This is a genomic window from Niabella ginsenosidivorans, from assembly GCF_001654455.1.
Classification (GTDB): Bacteria; Bacteroidota; Bacteroidia; order Chitinophagales; family Chitinophagaceae; genus Niabella; species Niabella ginsenosidivorans.
Map to the genome: position 1 here is coordinate 1,787,168 of NZ_CP015772.1, position 26,779 is coordinate 1,813,946.

At 47.1% G+C, this 26,779-nt stretch carries 20 protein-coding genes and 1 tRNA gene; 12 read left to right on the plus strand and 9 right to left on the minus strand.

Translation table 11 applies throughout. The features are described from left to right. The first annotated feature begins 286 nt into the window (after nucleotides 1-286). The 4 genes from A8C56_RS07500 to A8C56_RS07515 all read left to right on the plus strand — a co-directional run bounded on the left by A8C56_RS07500 (nucleotide 287) and on the right by A8C56_RS07515 (nucleotide 9,311). On the plus strand, nucleotides 287-3,298 hold the full coding sequence (locus tag A8C56_RS07500; RefSeq protein ID WP_067761732.1) for a SusC/RagA family TonB-linked outer membrane protein: 3,012 nt from the start codon (nucleotides 287-289) through the stop codon (nucleotides 3,296-3,298). Between the two features lie 20 nt (nucleotides 3,299-3,318). Further along, complete coding sequence (locus A8C56_RS07505) at nucleotides 3,319-5,058, plus strand: RagB/SusD family nutrient uptake outer membrane protein (RefSeq protein ID WP_067754031.1); 1,740 nt, start codon at nucleotides 3,319-3,321, stop codon at nucleotides 5,056-5,058. Between the two features lie 82 nt (nucleotides 5,059-5,140). Next, nucleotides 5,141-7,318, plus strand: coding sequence for a TIM-barrel domain-containing protein (locus tag A8C56_RS07510; protein ID WP_067761734.1), 2,178 nt, complete (start codon nucleotides 5,141-5,143; stop codon nucleotides 7,316-7,318). 448 nt (nucleotides 7,319-7,766) lie between these two features. Next, nucleotides 7,767-9,311 (plus strand): alpha-N-arabinofuranosidase, encoded by a 1,545-nt coding sequence (locus tag A8C56_RS07515; RefSeq protein WP_067754034.1) that lies wholly within the window; start codon nucleotides 7,767-7,769, stop codon nucleotides 9,309-9,311. 65 nt (nucleotides 9,312-9,376) lie between these two features. On the opposite strand, the gene nagB is transcribed toward A8C56_RS07515, so the two are convergent. Together nagB and A8C56_RS07525 are read right to left on the minus strand one after the other, a co-directional pair. Next, nucleotides 9,377-11,308: a glucosamine-6-phosphate deaminase gene (gene nagB / locus A8C56_RS07520; RefSeq protein WP_067754037.1), complete on the minus strand. Its 1,932-nt coding sequence runs from the start codon at nucleotides 11,306-11,308 to the stop codon at nucleotides 9,377-9,379. Between the two features lie 30 nt (nucleotides 11,309-11,338). After that, nucleotides 11,339-12,955, minus strand: a complete 1,617-nt coding sequence (locus A8C56_RS07525; RefSeq protein ID WP_067754040.1) for a beta-N-acetylhexosaminidase — start codon at nucleotides 12,953-12,955, stop codon at nucleotides 11,339-11,341. Nucleotides 12,956-13,090: 135 nt separating this feature from the next. Here A8C56_RS07525 and A8C56_RS07530 point away from each other — a divergent pair, with 135 nt between their 5' ends. From A8C56_RS07530 to A8C56_RS07545, 4 genes are all read left to right on the plus strand, one after another. Beyond that, on the plus strand, nucleotides 13,091-13,612 hold the full coding sequence (locus A8C56_RS07530) for a nuclear transport factor 2 family protein (protein WP_067754042.1): 522 nt from the start codon (nucleotides 13,091-13,093) through the stop codon (nucleotides 13,610-13,612). 146 nt (nucleotides 13,613-13,758) lie between these two features. Then, a complete protein-coding gene (locus A8C56_RS07535; protein WP_067754045.1) occupies nucleotides 13,759-14,781 on the plus strand; it encodes an isoaspartyl peptidase/L-asparaginase family protein in 1,023 nt (340 codons plus the stop codon). A gap of 47 nt (nucleotides 14,782-14,828) precedes the next feature. Continuing rightward, nucleotides 14,829-15,572, plus strand: a complete 744-nt coding sequence (locus tag A8C56_RS07540; RefSeq protein WP_067754048.1) for a copper homeostasis protein CutC — start codon at nucleotides 14,829-14,831, stop codon at nucleotides 15,570-15,572. A gap of 16 nt (nucleotides 15,573-15,588) precedes the next feature. Next, a complete protein-coding gene (locus tag A8C56_RS07545) occupies nucleotides 15,589-15,930 on the plus strand; it encodes a DMT family protein (RefSeq protein WP_067754051.1) in 342 nt (113 codons plus the stop codon). 199 nt (nucleotides 15,931-16,129) lie between these two features. On the opposite strand, the gene A8C56_RS07550 is transcribed toward A8C56_RS07545, so the two are convergent. From A8C56_RS07550 to abc-f, 4 genes are all read right to left on the minus strand, one after another. Next, nucleotides 16,130-16,549, minus strand: coding sequence for an SH3 domain-containing protein (locus A8C56_RS07550; RefSeq protein ID WP_067754053.1), 420 nt, complete (start codon nucleotides 16,547-16,549; stop codon nucleotides 16,130-16,132). Nucleotides 16,550-16,561: 12 nt separating this feature from the next. Beyond that, nucleotides 16,562-16,687 (minus strand): hypothetical protein, encoded by a 126-nt coding sequence (locus A8C56_RS25270; RefSeq protein ID WP_262492540.1) that lies wholly within the window; start codon nucleotides 16,685-16,687, stop codon nucleotides 16,562-16,564. A 50-nt stretch (nucleotides 16,688-16,737) separates the two neighbouring features. Further along, nucleotides 16,738-17,046: a BON domain-containing protein gene (locus tag A8C56_RS24990; RefSeq protein ID WP_245645794.1), complete on the minus strand. Its 309-nt coding sequence runs from the start codon at nucleotides 17,044-17,046 to the stop codon at nucleotides 16,738-16,740. Nucleotides 17,047-17,246: 200 nt separating this feature from the next. Next, complete coding sequence (gene abc-f / locus A8C56_RS07560) at nucleotides 17,247-19,214, minus strand: ribosomal protection-like ABC-F family protein (RefSeq protein WP_067754058.1); 1,968 nt, start codon at nucleotides 19,212-19,214, stop codon at nucleotides 17,247-17,249. Between the two features lie 110 nt (nucleotides 19,215-19,324). Between abc-f and A8C56_RS07565 the strand changes: the two genes are divergently transcribed. Both A8C56_RS07565 and A8C56_RS07570 read left to right on the plus strand, forming a co-directional pair. Further along, a complete protein-coding gene (locus tag A8C56_RS07565; protein WP_067754061.1) occupies nucleotides 19,325-19,951 on the plus strand; it encodes a DUF3347 domain-containing protein in 627 nt (208 codons plus the stop codon). Nucleotides 19,952-20,002: 51 nt separating this feature from the next. Continuing rightward, a tRNA-Lys gene (locus A8C56_RS07570) sits at nucleotides 20,003-20,075 on the plus strand. A gap of 200 nt (nucleotides 20,076-20,275) precedes the next feature. On the opposite strand, the gene A8C56_RS07575 is transcribed toward A8C56_RS07570, so the two are convergent. After that, nucleotides 20,276-21,172, minus strand: a complete 897-nt coding sequence (locus A8C56_RS07575; RefSeq protein WP_067754064.1) for a helix-turn-helix domain-containing protein — start codon at nucleotides 21,170-21,172, stop codon at nucleotides 20,276-20,278. Nucleotides 21,173-21,444: 272 nt separating this feature from the next. Between A8C56_RS07575 and A8C56_RS07580 the strand changes: the two genes are divergently transcribed. Both A8C56_RS07580 and chrA read left to right on the plus strand, forming a co-directional pair. Further along, nucleotides 21,445-22,497, plus strand: coding sequence for a flavin monoamine oxidase family protein (locus tag A8C56_RS07580; protein ID WP_067754067.1), 1,053 nt, complete (start codon nucleotides 21,445-21,447; stop codon nucleotides 22,495-22,497). A gap of 62 nt (nucleotides 22,498-22,559) precedes the next feature. Then, on the plus strand, nucleotides 22,560-23,714 hold the full coding sequence (gene chrA, locus A8C56_RS07585) for a chromate efflux transporter (protein WP_067754070.1): 1,155 nt from the start codon (nucleotides 22,560-22,562) through the stop codon (nucleotides 23,712-23,714). A 162-nt stretch (nucleotides 23,715-23,876) separates the two neighbouring features. Here the strand turns inward: chrA and A8C56_RS07590 are convergent, their stop codons facing one another. After that, on the minus strand, nucleotides 23,877-25,151 hold the full coding sequence (locus A8C56_RS07590) for a multidrug effflux MFS transporter (protein ID WP_067754073.1): 1,275 nt from the start codon (nucleotides 25,149-25,151) through the stop codon (nucleotides 23,877-23,879). Nucleotides 25,152-25,169: 18 nt separating this feature from the next. Then, nucleotides 25,170-26,606, minus strand: a complete 1,437-nt coding sequence (locus tag A8C56_RS07595) for an efflux transporter outer membrane subunit (RefSeq protein WP_084490089.1) — start codon at nucleotides 26,604-26,606, stop codon at nucleotides 25,170-25,172. Between the last annotated feature and the right edge of the window lie 173 nt (nucleotides 26,607-26,779).

Genomic DNA, 26,779 nt, shown 5'->3' on the forward strand with positions numbered 1-26,779 from the left:
AGCCGTTAAAAGTAGGGCTTTGTTCTGAAATCCGGAAAAAGCGGACCTGTCAACCCTTAGATTTTTTGGCATAAATAAAAATATAATTATTTGATCATCAGTTATTTGCTTTTTTTAGAAGTTGGATTTTTTTACCAGGTCGGGCTTTGCAGGGTATTCCGCTCAATTAGTGATTTACTTTGCCCCGCCAGTTAAAACGCCTGTGACCGGCGTTAGCAGTGCCCATCCTCGGCTGCAGCGATGAACGATAAAATTTCCACGTTTTATGATCCACAACCAGATTGTTATGTCAAGAAAAATTCTACGATTATTAAGTTGTATTGCCCTGATCCTTGCCCAGGCTTATCCTGCCTTTGCACAAAACAGGGTGATCACCGGTAAAGTGATTGATTCCACTACTTCAGATCCTTTGCCCGGGGTGACCATTGCGGTGGAAGGAGGCCGCTCAGGAACTGTTACAGACGCAGATGGCTCGTTCCGGTTGACGGTGCCCCAGTCCGGCCGTATGCTGACCTTTTCTTCCATTAGTTATACTACCCAAACGGTTCCTGTAACGGATCAGAATACCTTGCTTGTGAAGCTGGTTCCGTCAGGACAGGAACTTCAGGACGTGGAAGTTGTCAGCGTGGGTTATGGCACATTGGATAAAAGGGAAGTATCGAGCGCTATAACACATGTAACAGCCAGGGAGCTGAAAACCGTTGCGGGAAACAATCCCTTAATGTCTTTACAAGGTAAAGTGGCAGGGTTAACCATCTCCAATACGGCAACGGCCGATCCCAACTCTTCTCCAAGTATCCAGTTGCGCGGGGTATCGTCCCGCAGCGCAGGACTGGGGCCGTTATATGTCATAAACGGGGTGCCGGGTGGAAATATTGATAACATTAACCAGAATGATATTGAATCGATCGATGTGCTGAAAGGCGGCGCAGCGTCGGCTATTTATGGCACCCGCGGCAGTAACGGCGTTGTGATTATCACTACCAAGAAAGGAACAGGCGACTCAAAAATGATATATGACGGCTATGTCAGTTTTGATTACCTTACCAATACCCCCGATGTGCTTAGCGCCAGCGATTTTCGTAAATACCGGGTCAATGCCACACCGGCCCGGGGCATTGACTATGGCGGTAATACCGACTGGATGAAGGCCGTTACCCGCTCACCAACCTACGGGCAAAAACATACCCTGCAGCTTTCAGGCGGAACTGCCAGGAATAATTATTTTGCCTCCGCTGACTACCGGAATGCCAACGGTATTGACCTGCGGGCCTACAAAAAAGAATATGGCGGCCGCCTGAACCTGAATCATACTTCAAAAAGCAATGTTTATACGGTTACCTTAAACGTTGCACCCAGGTATATGCATACCAGCAACTCTGACCAGGGAAATTTTAACAACGCTATTACGCTGAATCCTACCTTGCCTGTTAATGACAGCGCAGGTGGCTACCGGTATATCAATACCGGTTTTTTCTCCAACAACCCGGTTGAAAATGCCCGGCTGATCAAAAGCGAGGCAGAGATAAAGGAGTTGGATATGAATGCCTCCCTGAAGGTGAATATTCTTAAAAATCTGTACTCCACAGTAACCATATCTGATATCCGGTCTTCCTACAAGAACCTGAATTTCCGCCCGTCTACTTTAACAACCATCGTTCATGCCGGGCAAACGACCAAGACCAATTATGCCTCCCAGGAGCAGGTAGATTACGACCAGCAGAACATTGAGTGGACATTTAATTACGCGCTCAACATCAGGAAAAATCATTTTAAGGCATTGGGCGGGTATTCTTACAGCTACTTCAACCATCAGCAGTTCAGCGCCAATAACTATGATTTCCCGTTTGACGTATTCCTGTGGAACAATCTTGGCTCCGGCACCTGGAATGGTGGCGACAAAGGCAACGGGCAGGGTGCTGTGGCCTCTACCCAGGATGATTCCCGCCTGGCAGCATTCTATGGCAGGATCAACTATGATTTTGACAATAAATATATTCTTACTGCAAGCCTCCGGCACGAAGGTTCATCAAAATTTGGAGCAGATAACAAATGGGGCAATTTTCCTGCTTTATCCGCCGCATGGCGCATCTCCGATGAGGACTTCCTGAAAAACAAAGTCAGCTGGCTGAACGACCTGAAGCTGAGAGCCGATTATGGTGTAACCGGCAACCAGGATTTCGGCAACTACCTGTCGCTGCTTTTATATGGTGGTTACGGATATTTTCCTTTTGATGGCATCACTTACCAGGTGTATGGCCCTGCACAGAATATTAACCCGAATCTGGGTTGGGAAAAAGCCATCAACTTTAATGCCGGAATTGATTTTGAGATCCTCAACAGCCGTATATCGGGCTCGCTGAACTACTATGTACGTACCAACAAAGACCTGCTGGGCTATTATAATGTGCCGCTCCCGCCCAATCCCCAGTCGCAAACGTTTACCAATGTAGGTACTATGAAGAACTCCGGATTCGAGGTGCAGTTGAGCGCGGCCGCTGTAAAGCACGAAGCCTTCAGCTATAACATCTCCTTTACAACCGCTTATAATGATAATAAATTTGTTTCCTTCTCTAATAAAATTTACCAGGGTGCTCCTTTCCAGGATATGGCAGGGTTACCGGCGCCCGGCAGCCCCGGCACCATTCAGCGGTTACAGGAAGGCCACCGCATTGGCGATTTTTATATGTTAAAATCGGCGGGGGTAGATGAAACGGGCGCGCTGCTGGTATATAAAAAGGACGGAACAGTAGTGCCAGCCAACGAGGCCAATGCAGACGACAAGCAGTTTGTAGGCAATGGCCTGCCCAAATTTACCGGTTCGCTGGGCAATCTGCTCCGTTATAAGAACTGGGATCTGAACATCTTCCTGCGGGGGAACTTTGGCTATAAGCTGTTTAACATGCAGGCTTTTTACATAGGTACCCCGGCCACGCAAACCGATGCCAATACCTTAAGATCAGCCTATGATTCCAAAAGCAAATATTCAAAACTGACCAATTCATCTACCGCATCGCTTGCCTCAGACTATTTCCTGGAATCAGGTTCTTTTGTTAAGGTGGACAACATAACACTGGGCTATAGCCGCCCGGTCAGTTCTAAATACCTGCAGGCCATCAGGATTTATGCCGCAGTAAGCAACCTGCATACCTTTACCCGCTTCACTGGCGGAGACCCGGACCTTTACCCGGTGAACGGCTTAACACCCGGCGTTCAGGGAAATCCGAGTACGGGGTATAGTCTGAACTTTTACCCGGCAACGCTACAGCTGTTGGCGGGCTTACAAGTAACATTTTAAAATAATTAACCGGTACAGCCATGAAAAAGAGTTCTGTAAAATATATAATCAATACCGCTTTGATCTCCCTGTTGATAGTTAGCGGTTGTACAAAACTGGATGAGCATGTTTATGATAAGGTGGATGTGTCACAATTCCTTACCCGCCGCGATGATGTGATCAGGGATTTTTTACGGCCATTTGAACATGCCTACTGGAGCATCCAGGGAAATGACATTTATGCTGTAGGAGAAAACAGCACGGATGAGATAGGTACTTTTAACCGCCAGGGCGACTGGCAGGATGGAGGCTATTACCAGCGTATGCATTATCATACCTGGACCACGCAGGATGGTTTTACCAGCGGTGCCTGGACAGCCTTTTACCAGGGCATTGTGCTGGCAACCAATTCGCTGCAGGATATGGAAGGAATTACTGATCCGGATAAACTGAACGTAACAGCTACCGAACTGGCCGACTTTAAAGCAGAGCTCAGAACGCTGAGGGCCTGGTTCTATTTAAGGGCATTTGATTTTTACCGCAATATTGAAATTGTACCTGATGTAAAGCACACCACCACCGGTAATCCGCAGTCTCCCCCGGAAGAAACCTTCAAATACATAGAATCAGAACTGAAAGCAGCAATCCCGGATCTGCCCAAACGTGAAGCACTGGGCGATGACGGCATTGGCCGCTGGACGCAGGCAGGGGCCGCGGCATTGCTGGTACGCCTGTACCTCAATGCCAAAGTGTACATCAACCAGGACCGGTTTAGTGATTGTGCCACGGTATGCCAGGACATTATAAATGGTAAATATGGCAATTATCAGCTGGATACCCGCTGGGATGCGCCGTTTGATTATACCAACAGTACGGTGAATTCGGAAACCATCTATGGTTTTCCCAGCAGCCTGGCACGCACGCACTGGCAATATGATGGCGGCATGTACTTTTGGGCAATGACCTATGATGCGGCGCCATTGTATTGCGGCTTTACAGACTTCGGCCAGGCGAACCCCAGATTTGCGCTGCAGCCGGGCAGGGATGTGGACAGTGTTGAATACAGTTTTCAACTGGGCAAGCCTTTTGTTAAGTTCCAGCACTACCCGGATGACTACAGGCTGAAGCTTTACAAAAACCTGGGCAACAGTAAACGGGAAGGCATGTTCCTGTATGGCTACCTGCCTTACCAGCATGTGGTGAACGGTAAAACGGTCACTGATACTGTTCGTGGCAATAAGGGCTCCTATCCACTGTTCATCCGGGATCAGGTAGGGTGGTTTCTTGATGCAAAACCCGGGCAGCGGATTGCTGATAAAGAATCCAATATGAATCATGCTGATCATAACTCCGGTGTCTTTTTCCTCAAATACCCTTTATACCCAACGCCGGATCCGAACCGCATCACATCGGCTTATGCCGAGATCCGTTTGTCAGAGATCTATTATTCCCTGGCGGAATGTAAATACAGGGCAGGGGATAAAGCAGGTGCGGCAACGTTATTGAATGCCGTGCGTGCACGGAACTATCCTGCCGGCTCCCCCAGCCTCTATAAAGCCGGTGGCAGCCAGCTCAACGACCAGGAAATGCTGGATGAATGGGGCCGCGAGTTTTTAGGGGAGAACCGCCGCCGTACGGATCTGATCCGCTGGGGGCTGTTTAACAGCGGTACCTGGTGGGATAAAAAGCCCGATGCTGATAATCATACAGCCATATTCCCGATAGGCCGTGATATTATGGGCGCGAACCCGCAGTTTGTACAAAACCCTGGGTATAATTGATAACAACACCTGTCGCTTCAAAATCATCTGCACGGGCGGCAGGTCTGATATTCCCTGGACATTTATTAATTGCCAGTATTCCATGAACCTGTTGCTAAAATGTTTCTTGCTGATCATTGCTGTGCTCTCCCGGCCGGCATCCTATGCACAGCAGGTCCCGGTTCAACGGTCGGGTCTTGTTGGCAATTCCATCGCAGTATTCATCCCCACAGGGTTTGATTCCTCCCAAACGCCATCATTAATGCTGCAAGGTCATCCTTCTATACGGGGTGCGGTACCGGCCAGATGGAGCATCATCCCTGAATTTTTCCTAACGGGCGGCAGGGCCGGCGCGCGTGTCCGTTTAAAAGGCGACATCAGTCTGTATGGCGGGGGCGAAGTGACCGGTCCGTTGTTACGAAACGGCCAGACCATCAAACTCTGGAACACAGATAACGGCGCTTACGGCACAGACAGCGGCAGGCGGCTTTACCAAACCCACCCCTGGGTGCTGGGTGTGCGGGAAGACGGCACTGCCTTCGGAATACTTTTTGACAGTCCCTGGAAAGCAGAGCTGACCACCAGTCCGGATAAGGTCGAATTCAATACGGAGGGAGCCCTGTTCCGTGTTTTTGTGATCGACCGGAGATCACCGCAGCAGGTGCTCGAAGGGCTGGCAGAACTGACCGGCACCATTGAAATGCCGCCGCGGTGGGCTTTAGGTTACCACCAGTGCAGGTTCTCGTATGCGCCGGAACGGCGCGTAAAGGAAATTGCCGATACTTTCCGGCAAAAAAAGATCCCCTGCGATGCCATCTGGATGGATATTGATTATATGGAAGGTTACCGGGTATTCACCTTCAACAAAACAGGTTTTCCGGACCCGAAACGGCTAAATGATTACCTGCACGCAAAAGGATTTCATTCCGTCTTTATGATCGATCCGGGTGTTAAGGCAGACAGCACCTACTTTGTTTACCAATCAGGCACGGCAAAGGATGTTTGGGTGAAAGACACTGCCGGAAAGGAATACCACGGGAAAGTGTGGCCGGGAGATTGTACTTTTCCGGATTTTACCATGCCCCGCACCCGGCAGTGGTGGGCTGGCCTCTACAGGGGCTTCCTTGCAAACGGTATGGATGGCATCTGGAATGATATGAACGAACCCGCCGTTAATGATAACGAACTACCCCCAAACCTGCGGTTGGGCACTATGCCTTATAACACTCCTCACCGTGGTGGAGGCAGCCTGCCGGCAGGGCCGCACCTCTTATACCATAATGCTTACGGCAGACTGATGGTGCAGGCGACCCGGCAGGGTGTGATGGCCGCCCGGCCTGGCAAGCGGCCTTTTATTCTGACACGTGCTAATTTGCTGGGCGGGCAGCGCTATGCTGCTACATGGACGGGCGATAACCTGGCAGACGAAAAATTCATGAAGGTTTCCGTGCCCATGTCGCTTACGCTTGGCTTATCCGGCCAGCCTTTCAGTGGCCCGGATATTGGCGGTTTTCTGGGCAATACTACGCCCGGGCTGTGGGCCAGATGGCTGGGCTTTGGCGTTTTCCTGCCTTTTGCAAGGGGGCATGCCTGTGCCGGAACCAATAATAAAGAGCCCTGGGCATTTGGGGCAGATATTGAAAAAACATCGAAGATCGCCATTGAGCGGCGGTATCGCTTACTGCCCTATCTCTATACCCTGTTTTACAAGGCGCATAAAACAGGCTTGCCATTAATGTGCCCCGTATTCTTTGATGATCCGAAGAACCTGAGACTAAGGGCAGAGGATCAGGTTTTTCTGCTTGGAAAAGATTTGCTGGTGGTGCCTTCATTTGCCAGGGACCCCGAGCTGCCAGAAGGTATCTGGGCGCCTTTAAGCCTCGTCAACGGGGATCAGTCAGATTCCTCTCAGGCGAAACTGTTCATTAAAGGCGGCAGTATTATTCCTGCAGGGAAAATTATCCAGCATACCGGCGAACGGTCAATAGACGAGCTGACGTTATTTATATGTCCTGACAGCAAAGGCCGGGCCAGTGGTGTGCTCTACTGGGATGCCGGTGAGGGTTGGGGTTTTAAGAATGGGGATTATTGTCTGCTCAGGTTTCAGGCAACGGAAAAAAGGGGCTGTATTCAAATTCATCTGGCTTCCCGGCAGGGGCGTTACAACATTAACAAGGACATCCGCCAGGTAAAAGCAGTAGTTGTTAAAAAAGGGCGCACCTGTTCAGGGCTGATAAATTTAGAAAACGGCCTGTTAAGAACAGATTGTTCACCGGAATAATGGTTCATCGTTCGGCAGTCTCACTGCAAAAGGCTGTTAATGACAAGTATATTATTGTTTTGAAAGCCAATAATATACAAGACCGTCATATCGTAGCGCAGCGTAGTGGAGAAATCTCTACAGAGTTATAGACCCCCGGTTTCTCCCGCGATAGCGGGATGCGCCCGGGATAACGATTGAAAAACTTGTCATCCGAATGAACTTAAATGCAATGTTTTTAAGAGTGCCGCCGGGTGACCGTGTTCTTTTAATGTTCAAATGATATTAAAAGAATGTGTCATTTTAAAGAACTTAACCGCTCTATTATTGAAACTGCTGACAGTACTTTTTGATCAGCCCAATGATTTCTATTGATGCCTTCAGCCCTGAAAACGGATCGCCTGTATCATTCAGGATTTTTTAGTATTTTTAATTGTCATTTCGTCAATTATTATTAAATGTTTGTCATATGAAAAAAGGGCTTTTCCTGTTTTTATCCGGTATGCTTTTTTTAATGAGCTTTGGTCAGCAACAGGCTGTGCTGACCATTGATGCTGCTGCTCCCAAAACAACGATCAGCCGGCATATTTATGGCCAGTTCTCAGAGCACCTGGGGCACTGCATTTATGACGGGTACTGGGTGGATGAAAAAATGAATGTTCCTAAAAAAGACCGTATACGGCTGGATGTGGTGGCCGCTTTGAAGAAGATCCATATTCCCAACCTCCGGTGGCCCGGTGGCTGCTTTGCAGATGAATATCACTGGCGCGACGGGATTGGTGAAAGAAGCAGGCGCCCGAAAATGATCAATACGCATTGGGGCGGAGTTACAGAAGACAACAGTTTTGGCACTCATGAGTTCCTGGAACTATGCGAACTGCTGGACGCGGAGCCTTATATTGCAGGGAACATGGGCAGCGGCACCGTTGAGGAAATGTCGCGCTGGGTGGAATACCTGAATGCAGACGGAGATAGCCCGATGACCCGGCTGCGTAAGGCCAATGGCCGGGACCAGCCCTGGAAAGTGCCGTTCTGGGGAGTAGGCAATGAAAGCTGGGGCTGTGGCGGCAACATGACGCCGGAATACTATGCCAGTGAATTTCGCAGGTATGCCACTTTTGCAAGGAACTATCCCGGTGCTCCTCTAAAGAAAATTGCCAGCGGCGCCAATGCAGATGATTATAACTGGACGGAGGTTTGCATGAAAAATATTCCGCAGCACATGATGTGGGGATTGAGCTTACATTATTATACGGTACCAACGGGTAACTGGGGCAGGAAAGGTTCAGCAACTTCCTTTAATGAAACTGAATATTTTAAGACCATGCAGCGTTGCCTGCATATGGAAGAGCTGGTGGCCAAACATTCCGCTATTATGGATCGGTATGATCCTGAAAAGAAGGTTGCGCTGGTGGTGGATGAATGGGGCATATGGACAGATCCGGAGCCTGGTACGAATCCGGGCTTTCTGTACCAGCAGAATAGCTTAAGAGATGCATTGATCGCGGGCACTACATTGAATATTTTTAATAACCATGCTGACCGGGTACGGATGGCGAACCTTGCCCAAACAGTAAATGTGCTGCAGGCACTGATCCTTACAAAGGGCACGGAAATGCTGCTGACGCCTACCTATTATGTGTTTGATCTTTTTAAGGAGCATATGGATGCAAAACTGCTGCCCATTCAGCTTGCTGCGCCCGGTTATAATAAGGACGGCGCAACCATACCGGCAGTGAATGCATCGGCCTCTGTTGATTCCAACGGGAGGGTACATATTACATTGGTAAATCTTGATGCAGACAATGCCATTACCGTGCAAACAACACTAAAGGGAAAGCCATTCAAAACGGTTAGCGGACGTATACTGACTTCCGGGAAGTTTACGGATATCAACACCTTTGAAAATAAAAATTTAGTAAAACCGGTCGCTTTTAACGGCTTTAAGCAAACGGGGGCTGTCCTGTCTGTTCAGCTTCCCAGGTTAAGCATTGTGAGCCTGACGCTGGAATAAAAGAATAAAGAAAAGCCCCCGGTAGTACAGCGGGGGCTTTATTCATAACTAAATATATTCGCCTGCTAATAATGCCAGCGTACAAAGGCTTCCATTGCCGCATAGTGGGTCAGCCCCAGATCTGCATAGATGGCTGCGGTATTGGCATTCCGTTCTTCGGCTCTTTGCCAGAACTCACGGTTATCTGATCCCTGGAAAGGCACCATATCTTTTTGCGACTGGTGAATGAAAATACCAAAACGTTTTTTTAACACCTGCTCCGGGCTCATGGGGATGGCCATTTCAATTTCCTCAATATTCCATTCCTGCCAGGCGCCTTTATACAGCCACAGCCAGCAGTCCTTTACCCATTCATCGCCAGCAGCCTTGATCCGTTGCAACGCTGTTAATACAGCGTTGAAGCAAACAAGGTGCGTACCATGCGGGTCTGCAAAATCTCCTGCGCAAAACACCTGGTGCGGTTTGATCCTGCGCAGCAGCTCCATGGTAATCTTAATGTCTTTTTCCCCAAGGGGTTTCTTTTCGATGGTGCCGGTTTCGTAAAACGGCAGGTTCATGAAATGGATATTGCTATCCGGAATGCCCACATAACGGCAGGTAGCGCTGGCTTCGCCGCGGCGGATCAGCCCTTTGATCTCTCGGATGGTGGGGGTGTCTACCTGGTTGGGCTTTTTGCCTGCAACATATTTGCGTGTTTGGGCCAGTATTTTTTCCGGCTTGTCTGAACCGATTTTTGCAATCTCGTTAAAACCCACGGCAAAATCAAGAAAGCGGGTTACAAACTCGTCAGTAACCGCAATATTCCCGGAGGTCTGATAGCCTACATGCACATCATGGCCCTGGTCGTGCAGGCGCTGGAACGTGCCGCCCATGCTGATGATATCATCATCCGGGTGAGGAGAGAAGATCAGCACGCGCTTGGGATAAGGCTCAGAGCGTTCCGGGTGCGCCGGAATCACCGCGTTGGGTTTGCCGCCGGGCCACCCTGTAATGCTGTCGCGCAGCATATAATATACTTCCAGGTTAATTTCGTAAGCATTGCCTTTTTCAACCAGCAGGTCACTCAGTCCATATTCATTGTAATCTTCATTGGTAAGGGAAAGCACCGGTTTTTTCAGTCCCAACGCCATGTTTACGACCGCCTTTTTGATCAGTTTTGGTGTCCATTCCACATCTCCTGTCAGCCAGGGAGATTTCAGCCGGGTTAATTCAGATGCAGCCAGTTCGTCAACAACAAATTGCACATCAGGATGGCTTTGCAATAACGATGCAGGAACCAACTCTGTTTCATCATCTTCCACAGCGGCTTTTACCGCTTTTGCCTTGGCCACGCCCCAGGCCATTAAAATGATCTTTCTGGATTTTAAAATGGTACTGATGCCCATGGTAATGGCCATCCTGGGCACATCGGAAATAGTGGCAAATTCAAAGGAATTAGCCAAACGCGTGGAATGATCCAGATTGATCAGTCTTGTTCTGGAATGGACTGCTGAACCGGGCTCGTTAAAGCCGATATGACCGTTATTACCGATGCCAAGGATCTGGAGGTCAATGCCGCCTTCCTTTTCGATCTCTTTTTCGTATTCCGCACAGGCGGCCTTAACGGCTTCTTTGCTCACCTCTCCGCTGGGTATGTGAATGTTCTTCGGATGGATGTCTACATGCGCAAAAAGATGGGTGTGCATAAAGCGATAGTAGCTTTGGATTGCATCACGGCTGATGGGATAATATTCATCCAGATTGAAAGTAACCACATTTTTAAAGCTGAGCTTTTCCTCTTTATGCATGCGCACCAGCTCTGCATATACGGTTTTAGGGCTGGACCCTGTTGCAAGCCCCAGCACGCATTTCTGTTTTGCTTTTTGTTTGGCACGGATCAGCTCTGCGATCTGTCTGGCAATGGCAATAGAACCATCATTGGAATTTTCGTAAATCTTTACATCTATCTTTTCTAATGAATCCAGGTAATTTTGCTGAGCAGTTTGAGATTTAGGCATTTTATTCTGTTTTATAATTATATGGATGCTTTATTTTTTGCCGTAATAATTAGCGTTCCAAAGGTCGTAACGTTTCTTCTGAGTTTCCAGGCGTTTATTGAAATCGTCAAAGTTCCGTTCCGGCTTGGGCGTCCATAATGCTTCAGCCAGGGCCGACATCCGGGGGAAGATCATATATTCTACTTTTTTAGGATTGCCGATATACTCCGTCCATAAATTTGCCTGTCCCCCCCAGATCAGTTTCTTTTCATCATCATTCAGGGAAGGAGGTATAATTTCCCAGTTATATACCTTTTCAACAGGCAGATGGCTCTTATTATGAGTAATTGTTACCGAGTCTTCATTTGGGGCCTGCTGGTAATCAAAGTAAACATAATTATTGGGGGTCATAATTACCTGGTGCTTTTGTTGTGCTGCTTCAATGCCCCCCTTTTCACCCCGCCAGCTCATCACAGTGGCGTTAGGTGCAAGGCCACCTTCAAGGATCTCATCCCAGCCAATGATATTTTTCCCTTTTGAGTTAATGAACTTTTCCATCCGGTGAACGAAATAGCTTTGCAGCTCATGTTCGTCTTTCAGGTTATTGTCCTTTATTCTTTTCTGGCAAACGGGGCATCTTTTCCAGTTCTCCTTAGGGCATTCATCGCCCCCGATGTGTACATATTTGGAAGGGAACAGGGGCAACACCTCGCTCAATACGTCTTCCAGGAACCGGAAAGTGCTTTCTTTTCCTGCGCAAAATACATCCGGGAAGACTCCCCAGGTTTGCTGTACCTGCTTGCCGGTTTGAGGTCCGCTCCAGGTAGTACCTTTGGGCGCTTTTGTTGACTCGTCCGGAAAACAGCTCAGATAAGGATACGCGGCAATAGCAGCAGAGGCGTGGCCGGGCATTTCAATTTCCGGAATAACCGTAATATATCTTTTGGCGGCATATGCAACAATTTCCTTTACCTGCTCCTGGGTGTAAAATCCGCCATATTTCAGATTGTCATTTCCGGAACCGGGAAAATTGCCAATGATGGTACCGTTGCGCCAGGCCCCGACAGCAGTCAGTTTCGGGTATTTTTTTATTTCGATTCTCCAACCCTGGTCATCCGTAAGATGCCAGTGGAAATAGTTCATTTTATGTAAGGCAATATAGTCAATATATTTCTTTACAAATTCCACAGGAAAGAAATGACGGCACACATCCAGCATCATTCCCCTGTAGGCCATCGCCGGCGCATCTGTAATGGAAACAGCAGGAACAGCAAGAGCGGCGGAGCGTTCCACAGGTAATAATTGTATTAAAGACTGAATGCCGTAAAAAGTACCAGCTTCCGAATTTCCGGTTATGCTTATAGCATTGGGAGCTGATTCAAGGCTGTAACCCTCTCCGGAAGCCGGTTGGGTAGCCAGGATAATCCCTTTGGTTCCTTTGGCAACTACGGGTAAAGTAAAACCATAATAGGATTTAAGGTAGCTGTTCAGCAGCGCTGCTACGTTTTTATCGGATTTGGCAACAGCAACGATAGGAGTGGAGGGACTGATAGTAAAATGACCGCTTTTAACGGTAACGGAGCGGGGTTGGGGTATGATATTTATTTCCTGGGCACCAGTATTCTTTAAGATACAACAAGCTACTAATAATAAAATGGCAGTACGCATAATAGAAATTTCAATTTAGTGAGCCAAGTTAAGGATTTTTCATGTGAGAATTTAATAGAAATCAATGCAAACGATTGTCTTATATTAGCGGCAAAGAAAAACTTTACAGATTTTTACACTGCATAGTATAACTGAATGACCAATATAGAAATTATAGACCGGTTCTTTACTGCGTTTGGTAACCTGAATGATCGCGACCTGAATGCTTTGTATAGTGATGATGTTATTTACAGCGACCCGCTGTTTGGCCTGCTGCAGGGCCAACAGGTAAAGGAGAAATGGGAACTGGTATGTAAGAGCGTAAAGGAGTTGCAACTGACGGTTATCAAAAAGGAAGAGATCGATCATGAATATGCCACCTGCCAGTGGAAAGCCGAATACGTATCAGCCAGCACGGGAAAGCCTGTAATCTTCTATTCAAAGTCTTTTATGCGGTTTGCTGACGGAAGGATCACAGAGCACAGCGAAGGGTTCCGTCTTACGCAGTGGATTGCCCAGGTTTACGGGATCAAAGGCCGGCTTTTCGGATGGCTGAATTTTATGAAGAGAAAAGTGCAGGCCGAATACCAGGAACGGCTAAATAAATATTCAAAATCAAAAGTTTTTTTTGAAACCGGAAAAAAGCGCCGCCATATTTCTGATTCTTTTGATCAGTAAATAACCGGGTTTCCGCAGCGTCCGCTGAATGCGCAGATCATAATAGTTCTCTGCGTGCATCTGCGGGAAAATTGCCCGGGGCCTTCAATTATTTTAATACCGGCAAATGTGTGCAGGAATTCCTATTTTCGGAAAAATTTTAGGGTATGATCAACAGGAAACGTTTTCTGCAATTGGGATTGCTTACCGGAGCTTCTTCCTTACTGGTAAAAAGCGCAAAAAGCCGGCAGGCCACGGGTCAGGCAGGCCCCATTGTTATTGCCACCTGGGATGCGGGCCTCGCTGCCAATAAAGGCGCCTGGGAGGTCTTATCACAGGGCGGCACCGCTTTGGACGCAGTTGAAAATGGCGTAAAAATAACAGAAGCTTCGCAGAACTGTTGTGTGGGCCTGGGTGCCAACCCTGACAGGGATGGCTATGTAACACTGGATGCCAGCATTATGGATCACCGGTTTAATTGCGGCGCCGTTGGTTTCCTGGAGCGGATCAAACACCCGATTGCTGTTGCAAGGCGGGTTATGGAAAAAACACCGCATGTAATGCTGGTAGGAAGCGGGGCCCAGCAGTTTGCAGTTGCAGAAGGTTTTCCGCTGGAACCCGAAACACTTTCGGAGGATGCACGTAAAGCCTATCAGCAATGGCTGAAGGATTCCCGGTATGCGCCGGCCATTAACAGGGAGAATAAAGGGCATGGCCCTGCTGCTCCTGCAAGATTTGATAACGGAGAGTGGAATCATGATACGATAGGAATGCTGGCCATGGATGTAAAAGGCAACCTGAGCGGCAGTTGCACTACCAGCGGTATGGGATTTAAAATGCGTGGGCGGCTGGGAGATTCACCCATTATTGGCGCCGGTCTTTTTGTGGATAACGAGGTGGGGGCCTGTGTAGCCACCGGGCAGGGAGAAGATATAATAAGGGTTGCAGGGTCGCACAGCGTGGTGGAAATGATGCGCCAGGGACTGACTCCGGAAATAGCGTGCAAAAAAGTGATTGAGCGCATTGCAGCGATCAAAAAAGAAGCGGCAAAGCAAATACAGGTGGCGTTTATTGCGCTGGACCGGAATGGTGTTGCAGGGGCATATGCCCTGCATCCGGGGTTCAACTATGCCATTAAAACAAATGCGCAGGAAAAGCTGATCAATTCAAACAGCCATTTTTCATCTTAAATAACAGGTGTTATACACGGGCAGTTTAGCGGGCTAAAACAGGAAAAATGAAAGGAGGATATAACGATTTTACAATTGAGATTGCGACTACTGATTTTGAATCAACCAAAAATGCGGTGGCCGGAGGGGCCGACCGTATTGAATTGTGCGCCAATCTGGGCGAAGGGGGTACTACACAATCCTATGGCGTCATAAGAAGGGTGCGGGAGCAGTTTGACATCCCGGTGTACCCGATCATACGTGTAAGGGGCGGTGATTTTTTGTATACTGAAGAGGAGTATGAATGCATGATGGCTGATGCCCTGAATTGTAAAGCGCTGGACTGTGATGGGGTGGTTGCTGGATTTTTAAAAGCAAACGGAGAAATAGATGTGGCGCGCACTGCAAAAATAGTGGAGGCAGTATATCCGCTGGGAGTTACTTTTCATCGTGCGTTTGACCGTTGTAAGGATCCCTTGCAGGCGCTGGAGCAAATCATTGATACCGGCTGTAAGCGGATCTTAACAAGCGGGCAGGAAACCACAGCTATTAAAGGAAGCAGGCTGATAAAACAGCTAATGGAGCAGGCTGCAGGCAGGATCATTATTATGCCGGGAAGCGGCGTGCGGGCAGATAATGTAAAAGCACTGGCTGACAGCACGGGTTGTGTTGAGTTTCACAGTTCGCTAAGAGAACTGATCCCTTCTAAAATGAAATATATTGCACCCGCTTTTGCAAAAGACGAAGAAAGCCTCCGGCATCCGGGAATAAACCCTGCTGCGGTAGCCGCTTTTAAAAAAGCTTTGCAATAAACCAGGTATTCATCGTATGTTTTACAGAACCATTCTTTTATTGATCTGTTCCAATGTTTTTATGACACTGGCCTGGTATCATCATCTAAAAAATGAAGGCTGGCCGCTGTGGAAGGCAATTGTGCTGAGCTGGCTGATCGCCTTTTTTGAGTATTGCCTGGCGGTGCCTGCCAACAGGATCGGTCAAAGGGAGGGAATGAATCTGTTCCAGCTAAAGATTACACAGGAAGTAATTACATTGAGCGTGTTTACCATCTATGCGGTGGTCTTTGCCAATACAGCTTTTCACTGGAAATACCTTGTAAGCTTTATTTTGCTGATAGGTGCCGTTTATTTTGTTTTTGCAGATATTAAATAGGAACTGCCCGTAAAAACATTGATGTTGAGCATCAATAATGCTTTAAAATGTACGTTTTGATAAAAAGCGCGTTTTATGACCAACAAGCCCTTGTGAAGAGCAACGTAATACCTGCCTGCATTTTGTATTTCCGGAAGATCTTAAAATAAAAAAAGCTCCGTACAGCCGGAGCTTTTTGAATGGGGTTCTTTGGTGGTAATTATGCAACCGGTTCCAGGTACTGGGAATAGGCATAACCTTCTGTTCCGTCATCAGTGCGTACAGAGGCCCACTGGTCATTGGCCTGGCTGATCAGGGTAATGATCTCGTCCTTCTGCGCTTTACCCACAATAGGCTGATCGGTACCAGGGCCCTTACGGATATTCAATGCTGTTTCCTGGGTGGCAACCCTTACTTTAGAACCCGGGTCCGCTTTTGCATTTACGTTCAGTACCAGATCACCACTGGCATAGTTAGGGTCGATCTGGTTGTAGATGTCCCACAACTGGTCTTTCACAGCCCCGCTTGGAGCATCTCCGTCAATATATAAAACACTATCCTGCTCTCTTACGGCAAGGTTGGTAACGCCTGCTGCATTGGCGGCGTCTATCAATGCTTTGTATTTATCTTGTAATGCCATGTTTTTAATTTTTTATTTTACAGTTAAACCGGTACTTACTACTTTTTTAGGATGTGTGCCCTGTACTTTCTGCATCAGCTTTTGCAGGTCTGCTTTTTTTATTTCACCAGTCAGGGTCACTGTACCGTCGGCCGCCACATCTGCTTTTACGGTAGGATTGTCTTTAATGGCGTCATTTACTTTGCTTGTCAGGCTGTCGGCTGCTGTAATAACCGGGGGGGAGGAGGGGGTGGCACCGTAGCCTCGTTTATAACAGATTTAACTCCTTTTACTTCTTTTACAGCCGGATCAACAGCTGTTTTTGTAGCATCATCCTTCACTGTGCCGGTAATAGTAACCGCGCCGTCCTTAACATCAGAAGTCAGACCGGAGAAATCAGGATTTGTTGCTAATTTGGTATCAACGTCTTTTTTAATGTCGGCATCGCTTTTTCCCTTGCAGGCGGGCAGGGCAAAAACAAATGCAGCGAAGGCAATCATAGCCAGTATTCTTTTCATTGATTTGGGATTTTAGTGAAAAAAAAATTTACCTAACGAATATAAGTTAAAATGAAAATAAAAGGATGAATGCACTGTTTTTTATTTCTTAATTTTTAGGATAACAGGAGGCCGGCTCATTATCTGTAGTCCATAGTTCATGGTCCATAGATAATGGGTCATAGTTCCTCTCAATTCCGACGGCTCAATTCTGAAATCCATTACAGTGCTTTTTCTTCAAGCTCCATCAGCTTTGTAAAAAGTTCCTCATATTTTTTTTCCAGCTGGTGATTTTCAGTAACAGCGTTCTTATATTCCTGTTCGGTCTTCAGGAAACGGTCTTTATTGGAATACAGTTCCGGGTCTGCCAGATCCTTCTCCAGGGTTAGCATCCGCTCCTTGTTTTTATTCAAAGCCTCTTCTGCCTGCTGAAACAATTTTTGATGGCGTTGAATCTCTTTTTTCAGTTCTTTATTAACTGGCCCGTTTACAGCAGGCGGAGGTGCCGGTATTGTTATTGCTTTTTCCTGCGGTTGCCGCTGCTGTACCTCGGGTCTGGTTGCTTCTTCTTTTTTGCCGGCATTGTTCTTTTTCATGCGCTCATTCCAGGCTACCCATTCATCATAGGGCCCTTTGAATTCCTTTATTTGCCCGTCAACAATCTCCCATATTTTATTGGCTGTTTTGGCAATGAAATGCCTGTCGTGGCTTACCAGAATCAGTGTGCCTTCATACCGGTTCAGTGCGCTGATCAGCAGGTCTACACTGTGCATGTCCAGGTGGTTGGTTGGTTCGTCCAGCATCAGGAAATTGGCCCTGCTTATGATGGTTTTGGCAAGGGCCACCCGTGCCTTTTCACCTCCGCTCAGGATCTTTATTTTTTTATCGGCATCATCCCCGCTAAACAGGAAGCAGCCCAGTAAAGCACGCAGCTCAAGGTCTGTCATCTGGCTGCCGCATTCCCGCATTTCATCCAGTATGGTATTGTTTAAATTCAGCGCTTCCAACTGGTGTTGCGCATAAAAGCTTTCTTCAACATTGTGGCCCCATTTCCGGTTGCCGGTAAAGGATTCGGCATCTGCTATGATCCGTAACAGGGTCGATTTCCCTTTTCCGTTGGCGCCGATCAATGCAATTTTATCGCCACGCTCAATTCCGGCAGCCGCGTTTTTCAGAATCGCGTTATCTCCAAAGGCTTTTGATAAATGATCCAGCTCTACGATCATGCGCCCGGGCACTTTATCTACCCTGAAATTGATCCTCAGGTCGGGCCGCTCTATTGCTACATCTTCAATGCGCTCTAACTTATCCAGCTTTTTTATAATGCTTTGCGCCATCGCAGCTTTGCTGGCTTTGGCGCGGAAACGCTCCACCAGCCGCTCGTTCTGTTTAATATAATCCTGCTGGTTCTCATAAGCCTTCTGCTGCATTTCTATGCGTACCGCTTTTTCTTTTTCATAGAACTCATAGTTGCCGTTATAAAAATGCAGCTGGCGCTGGTAAAGTTCCACGATCTTTGTAACCATCCGGTTCAGGAAATACTTGTCATGGCTTACAATGACCACGGCTCCCTGGTAGTGCTGAAGATATTTCTCCAGCCATTCAATAGAAGGCAGGTCCAGGTGGTTCGTCGGCTCATCCAGCAGCAGCAGGTCAGGCTGTGCCAGGATCATTTTTGCAAGCAGCACACGCATGCGCCAGCCTCCGCTGAATTCCTTATAAGGGCGGTTCAGGTCTGCATTGGCAAAGCCAAGTCCCTGTAATACTTCCTCGGTTTTATGCTGGATGTTATAACCGCCCAGCAGTTCCAGTTCATGCAGCTTATCCGTATATTCCAGCAAGGTCTTTTCGTCGCCGGTTTGCTCCAGCTCTTTTCCCAGTACTTCGATCTCTTTTTCCAGTTGCAATACTTTTTCAAAAGCGCTCATGGCTACCTGTAAAATAGATTCATTGGTGTCAAAGCTCAGCAGATCCTGGTGCAGATACCCGATGGTGGTTTCACGGCCGCGCTCCACAGTACCGGCAGAAGGCGTATATTGTCCTACCAGTACTTTCAGCAGGGTCGATTTCCCGGTTCCGTTATAGCCGATCAACCCGATACGTTCATTGGGCTGGATGTGCCAGGTAGCGTCCTGCACAATGATCCGGGCACCAAATTCAAACGTAACATTCTGTAAGCCAACTAGCATATCTTACTTTTTATTTGTACTAATGATCAACCGATTGTTGATTTATTATTATTTTTGCTTTTTAAAACCTGCAAATTTAGCTAATAGATGCGAGTAAATGATATACAGGTATGAAGAAGCTGTTGATTTTAGTGCTGATGCTGGCAGCTGCTTTTTTGATTTACCGGTTTGCTTTTAAAAAGAAGCGGGCGCCCAGGGAAAAACCGGTTCCTGTTGCTGTAAGCGAACAGAGCGCCGGCTTCAATCAGTCTATGAACTCGATATTGAGCAGCTATTACAGGATGACGGAAGGTTTTGTGAACTGGGACACTGCAGCTGTGGGCAGTGCTGCAACCGGTTTGGAAACGGCTTTAAAACAATTGAACGTGGAGGAACTGAAAAAGGACACTACTATTTATCAGACCGCATTATACCCACTGGAACTTGCCAAAACCAATACGGCAACCATCGCTGCAGGCAGGGATTGGACGGAGCGCCGGCATGCGTTAAATGATTTGTCGGATAATATCCGTACCCTGTTATTAACTATAAAATATGATCAGGCTCCTGTATACTGGCAGGAATGTCCTATGGCTTTCGGAGAAGGGGAAAGCGGAGACTGGTTAAGCAGTAAAGCGGAAATAATAAATCCTTATTTAGGAAATAAAGATCCGAAATATGGAAAAAGCATGCTAAATTGCGGCGAAAATAAAATGACCATCGATTTTACAAAGCGTGATTCAGCGCGGCTAAAATAAATGGGTAATAACTGCTCTGGTTGGTTATGCCGGAAGTTGCAGCAAGAAGCTGACTCCTTAGCTCAGTTGGTAGAGCTACTGACTCTTAATCAGTAGGCCCAGGGTTCGAGTCCCTGAGGGGTCACAGAAGGCGCAGGAAATTGCGCCTTTTCTGTTTTTAAGTGAGTCGAACAAGATGGGTGCAAAAGATATTGCTGTTGCTTTATGTGCATGGCTATAGCATGCAAACGGCCCCTGCGGGAGCCGCCTTAATTAAAAATGAGAGGATCTGTCTTGATTTTGATACGATTTAGCCGGATTCCTGATATGCGCTCTTTTTGTACTTCAGGAAACAGATTTTCTGAATTCCGAAGGCGCCATTCCGGTATGTTTTTTAAAATATTTTACAAAATAGGAAGGATCTTCAAAACCTAAATGATAACCAATTTGATTAATATTCTGACTGGAATGTAATAACAGGCGCTGCGCTTCGAGGATAATGCGCTCCTGTACCATTTGTGAGGGTGTCTTATTTAATAATTGCCTGGTAATATCCGATAAGGTCCTTGGTGAAATGCACAGCAGCTTTGCGTACTCAGATACAGCAAGTGCCTTATTATAATGTTCCTCCACAAGATTTACCAACCGGATCAGCTGCGCTCTTTTATTATCCCGGGCAAAGGGATCCCTGCTCTCAATTTTTTCCAACTCGTTTTTCTTCCGCTGTACCTGGATCAGAAGCGACTTTAAGCAGGCTCTTAGCAATTCTTCTTTACCAAAGGTTTCTTCCTGTTGCAGCTCTCTTGTCATTTGCCGGATGTATTCATCTAAAACAGACCCAATATGGCTGTCAATACAGCAGGACGGCTGCTGATATGGATTATTAAAAATGCTGCATTTCAGAAAAAAATCTGTTTTATTGTCCTTTTGTACCAAAAAGGTTTCGTTGAAATGGATCAGCACGCCGTTGTAACAGGCATTCTGGTCAAAATAATGTACCTGGTTTTTTTCGATAAAAAACAGAGCATTTTTGTAAACCTCATACTTTTTAAAGTCAACGAAATGACTGCCGTTGCCGCTTTTGAACCAGATGATCTGATAAAAGCTGTGGATATGCGGCCGTGTGGCATCGCCCATGTTCCTTTTCAGGTAGCTGTTTAAATCATGAATAGCAAATTGCGGTTTATCAGGTTGATTCCTGTTAAGATGGTATTCATGAATGGTCCTTTTTTCTTTTACCATAACTTTTCAAAATCTTAGCAACGGCCTGTGATTGCTGTTCCTTGTAAGTATGTTAGATACATTCCCCCAACAACTAATTTACAAAAATGGGTGATAACAGAGGTTTCACTGTGCTGCTTTTGACCGGTTGCTTATATCTACCATAAGAATGCTCATTTTTACACTAAATAACCTGTTTCAAAAAGAGATTTTCGCAAAGTAAAAGCAGTTATAATTATCGGTGCGCCGGTTCCTTTATACAGTTCCGCCGGTAAAACAATAAAAGCAGACAGATGCAATTGCAGAATGATGTAATGATCATCGGAGGCGGCTTAAGTGGTTTGACACTGGCCTGCTTCCTTCAAAAGAAGGGGATAGAAGCAGTTATTTTAGAGGCTTCTGAAAGACCGGGGGGCCGCATACATACGGTGACTGGTTCTTTAGATACACCTTTAGAACTGGGCGCTACCTGGTTTTCAGATATACATGTTCATTTGCTGGAGCTGATTGAGGAACTGGGCCTGACAAGGTATCCGCAATATTCGGAAGGAATCAGTCTTTTTCAGACCAAATCCTTTGAACCGCCGCAGCAATTCTTTATTCCGGCTGCAGATATTCCTTCTTACAGGATAGCAGGAGGTACGGGAATGCTCATCCATGCTTTGGCGCAAAAGCTAAACCACAGCTGTATTCAGCTGAATAAAAAAGTTATAGCAGTTAAACAGGCAGCGCATAATTTGATTGTTGAAACGGCTGATGGTACCATATTTAACGCAGAACGGGTGGTTGTCTGCATTCCCCCGCAACTGGCCGCTGCTACAATCCGGTTTTTGCCTGAATTGCCGGAATCCATAAGACAAGTACTTCCTGCTGTTCAGACCTGGATGTCCGGGGCAGTAAAATTTACCCTTGAATATGATGAGCCCTTCTGGAGAACAGCAGGCTATTCGGGAATGTTATACAGTCATGCCGGAATCGTAACAGAAATGTATGATCATACCAGTTTTGAAGAAGACAAATATGGATTTACAGGGTTTTTAAACAGCAGTGCTGCTGCTTATAGCCCTGAGGTGCGTAAAGAACTTGTGCTGAACCAGCTTCGGGAGCTTTTGGGAGCGAAAGTCATGGAGCCGGCGACTTATTTTGATAAGGTATGGAACGACGAATTTATTGCAGCGGGAAGCCCTGTTATTATACGCCCTCATCAGCATAATGGTCATCCTGCCTTTTTCTCAGCCTATATGGGCAACAGATTACATTTCTGCGGCACAGAAACCGCGGCTGCTTTTCCCGGCTATATGGAAGGTGCTGTTATTGCAGCCCGGTTGGTTGGCAGCAGGCTGTAAAGCCGCCCAAAGTTTATTTTGTATTTTGCAGACCAATCTTTAATCCATAACATACCGGGGAAATGTCATTACAGGTTACAAAACATAGTACAGAAAGCAAGGCAAAAAAATTAAAGGAAATTGCAGTCTCCTGTTTAAAACTGGGAACAATCGGATTTGGAGGTATTGCAGGTATGGTAGCCACCATAGAAAATGAAATGGTGGTCAGAAGAAAATGGATCGATCATCAGCACTTCATGGACGTTCTGGGCACCTCTTATATTATTCCGGGTCCAAACGCTGTAGAAGTGGTCATGCATTGCGGAAAGGAGCGTGGCGGACGCCTGGGATTGGTGGTTGCAGGTATCTGCTATATAATGCCTGCTATGCTGATCTGCCTGGTTTTTGGCTACTTTTATCAGCAATACAGTTCACTGCCGGATGTGCAGGATTTTATTTTTGGGCTCCGGCCTGCTACAACGGCCCTGGTTATCAGTACAGTTTTCCGGCTGGCGGATAAAACCCTTAAGAACAATAAGGTTCTTATCCTATTATGTCTTCTGGTTTTTGCAGGCTCTCTTTATGGTATAAGCGAAGTGCTGCTTATTATTGCAGCAGGGGCTATTAATTATTTTGTGTATAGTGCAAAAAATAAATTACCGGCGATCACCGGTTTATTGCTCTCTCCGGTATTATTACAAATGAATATCCGTTTTTCTGAGAGTAAGCTCTTTTTGATCTTTCTCAAGATCGGTGCTGTTTTGTATGGCAGTGGCTATGTGCTTTTTGCTTATATGGATGAATCGCTGGTGCGCCATAACTACTGGTTGAGCCGCCAGCAACTGATGGATGCTATTGCCGTGGGACAAATTACCCCGGGGCCTATATTGTCAAGCGCCACCTTTGCAGGATATCTTATTGGCGGAACAATGGGAGGAGTGATCGCTACCGCAGGTATATTCCTGCCATCCTTTTTTATTTCCTTTTTTCTTCACAGATTGCTTTCCTCTGCCAGGAGAAGCCGGAAGCTAAGGATTTTCTTAGATGGGCTCAGTGCCGCTTCTATTTCAATAATAGCTGTTGTGGGCTTTCATTTATTAAATGAGTCCATCCAAAAATGGCAGGGGGTGGTGATCCTGGCGGTTTGTCTTATGTTAACACTTTTAATTAAAAGGCTAAGTACCGTTATTATTATTCTTACAGGCAGTATTGGCGGTTTTTTATTGCTTAAGGTTTAGATATGCGGCCAGGTACCCAGGCACAAGAGAACCAGCGGTATTCATTTAATAACCAGAGAAGGACAGACAAGCTGGAATATAAATGCACCAAAACAAACCAGCGGAAACGAACCGCTGGTTGTACAGATGCAGACAACCTGCATCCTCAATTTATCCATACTGCTATACCATAATGCACGCTTCTTCTTCTGCCTGCTCTGAAATCGTTTCAGTAATGCTTTCCATTGCCGGTAATTGCTTTACCCGCCGCTGGCCAACCAGCAGGGCGCCCAGGGCCAGCAATCCGCTGGCGGCAATAATGATGGCTAGAGGCACAGGCGTGTTGTTGGCAAAAACACCGGTAAGGGCGGCGGCCAGTGCGCCCAACCCCATTTGCAGGGCACCCAGCAATGCAGAAGCACTTCCTGCTTCCTTACTAAAAGGCAGGATGCTGAGCGCCGCCGTATTGGGGGAACTGATGCCCAATGTGCAGAAAAGGAGAAAGATAACTGCAATAGTACTATACAGTCCTAAGATACCGGTGGTAATACCGATCAGCAGCACAAAGCCAATAAAGGTTTGCAACAGGATGGATGCGGTGACCAGCTGCTCGCTGGAATATTTTTTTAACAGGAAGGCATTTAACTGGCTGCTGCCAATGAGCCCCGCTGCAATAATCGCAAAGATGGCTCCGTACCCGGTTTTGGATACACCAAAGTATTCCATAAACAAAAAGGGCGATCCTGACAGGTAGGCAAAAAGCCCTGCAAAAGAAACCCCACCGGCAAATGCATAGGTAGCAAACTGCGGGTTTTTGAGCACACCGCCAAATGCATTGAGTATGGGCCGGGGCTTTAATGATACGGAAGCATCCGGCGCCTTGCTTTCACGAAACAGGAACACCACAGCAGCCAGGGTAGCAGCGGCAATGAGGGCCAGGATGATGAATACGTCCTGCCATTGATATACGTCCACTATATAGCTGCCAAAAGTGGGTGCCAGAATGGGAGATACTCCTAATAAAAGAATAAGCAATGACAATACTTTGGCATTGTCTTCCAAAGGGAACACATCCCTGGTAATGGCACGGGGTGCCACCATAGATACACAGCAGCCCAATGCCTGTATAAAACGCAGCGCTATGAGCCCCTCCGGCGTACGCACCAGTACACAGCCAATGGATGCGGCAATATATACTGCCAGCCCGATGATCAGCGGGCGTTTTCTTCCATAACGGTCCAGCAGCGGACCGCTGATCAGCTGCCCCACACAGAGCCCGATAAAGAAGCTGGATAGTGAGTAGGCAATGGTATTGATGGAGGTATGCAGGTCATTGGCCATGGCCGGAAAACCGGGCAGGTACATATCTATGGAAAAAGGACCAATAGCGGTGAGTAAGCCAAGGATGGCTATGAGTACTACTCTTGTTCTTTTATTTGTTATGTCTGTTGTTTGCATAAAACAGGGTTTATTGTTTTATTTCCATCCGCCTCCAAGGGAGCGGTAGAGGTCTACTGCAGCACTCAGCTGCAAACGGTGAATATTGGCGAGGTTCAGCTCGGCCTGCAATACATTGGCCTGTGCTGATAATACTTCTATATAATTGGCCATACCGCTTTTGAACAGCAGTCGTGCGTTTTTAATGGCCAGTTGTAACGTATCTGCCTGATCCATGGCAATGGTCTTTTGCTCCTTTAATTTTTCTGTGGCTACCAGGGCATCAGACACCTCGCCGATGGCGGTCAATACCGATTGCCGGAACTCCAGCACGGATTGCTCCCGCTGGATCTTTGCGGCCTCCAGTTGTGTTTTTAACCGGCGTTGCTGAAACACAGGTTGTGTAACGCTGCCCAGCAGGGTACCAAACAGGGATGCCGGTATGTTGAACCAGTTATTCGCCAGATAAGAATTTAACCCGCCCTGCGCTGTTATGGACAGGCTTGGGTACATATTGGCCTGGGCAATACCTGCCTTTGCATTGGCAGCGATGAGCTCCATTTCCTTAGCGCGTACATCCGGCCGCCGGCTGAGTATTGCAGAAGGAATGCCCGGCGTCAGCCACTGTGGTATCTCCGACCGGAAGAGCCCTTTGCCCCGCTCCACCGGTCCGGGCAGACTACCGGTTAAAATGCTTAGGGCATTTTCCTGTACGGCAATGTTCTGCTCTAACTGGGGAATGAGCAGGGCAGTGGATTGCTTCTGTGCTTCCACCTGCTGTACGGCCAGTGTGGTTACTTCGCCTGCATTGCGTTGCAGTCGGGTAAAATAAAGCGTACTATCTACCAGCAACAGGTTCTTTTTTGCGATGTTCAGCTGTTCATCAAGCATCAGCAGGTTGTAATAGCCCTGTGCAATATTGGCTACAATTTGTGTCTGCACCGCCTTTGAAGCCTCGTAGGTTTGTAAATAGCCGGCCATGGTGGCTTCCTGCTGGCGGCGGATCCTGCCCCAGATGTCTGCTTCCCAGGAAAGATTAAAAGCTGCATTGAAATCTTCCACGTGTTGCCTGCCAATATAGCTGCCGATGTTTAACCCGTTTAAACTGTTGTTGGACGGGTTGGTGGTTTGCGCCGCAACGCTGAAGCTAAGCTGGGGTAGTTGCAACAGCCTGGCCTGCCTTAATGTTTGTACAGAAGCAGCTACACGTTTCAGCGCTATCTGTAGATCATAATTATAGCTGATGCCTTTGCTGATGAGGGCCTGTAAAGCCGTATCCGTGAAGAACTGATTCCATTTCACATCGGCAATACTGCTGGTATCAGCCGTACTTACGGTGCGGAATTCCTTTGGAAGCGGCACTTCCGGTTGTTTATAAGCCTGCCCCACTTTACAGGATGCTGCCATAACAATGATAATAACCAATGGCAGCAGGTAATGCAGGGAACTTCTTGTTTTCATACTTAAATAATTCATAGTTGATTTGATCCTTTTGAAACGTTTCTAATAATGCCTTTCATTCTCTGTCGTCATGCTGAGCGGAGCGCAGCGAAGTCGAAGCAGCTCTGTGTTATTAAACCGTTCGATATTCGTGAGACCCTTCGGCTTCTTCCTCTTTTGAAGGAATCCGCCCAGGGTGACGGACGATC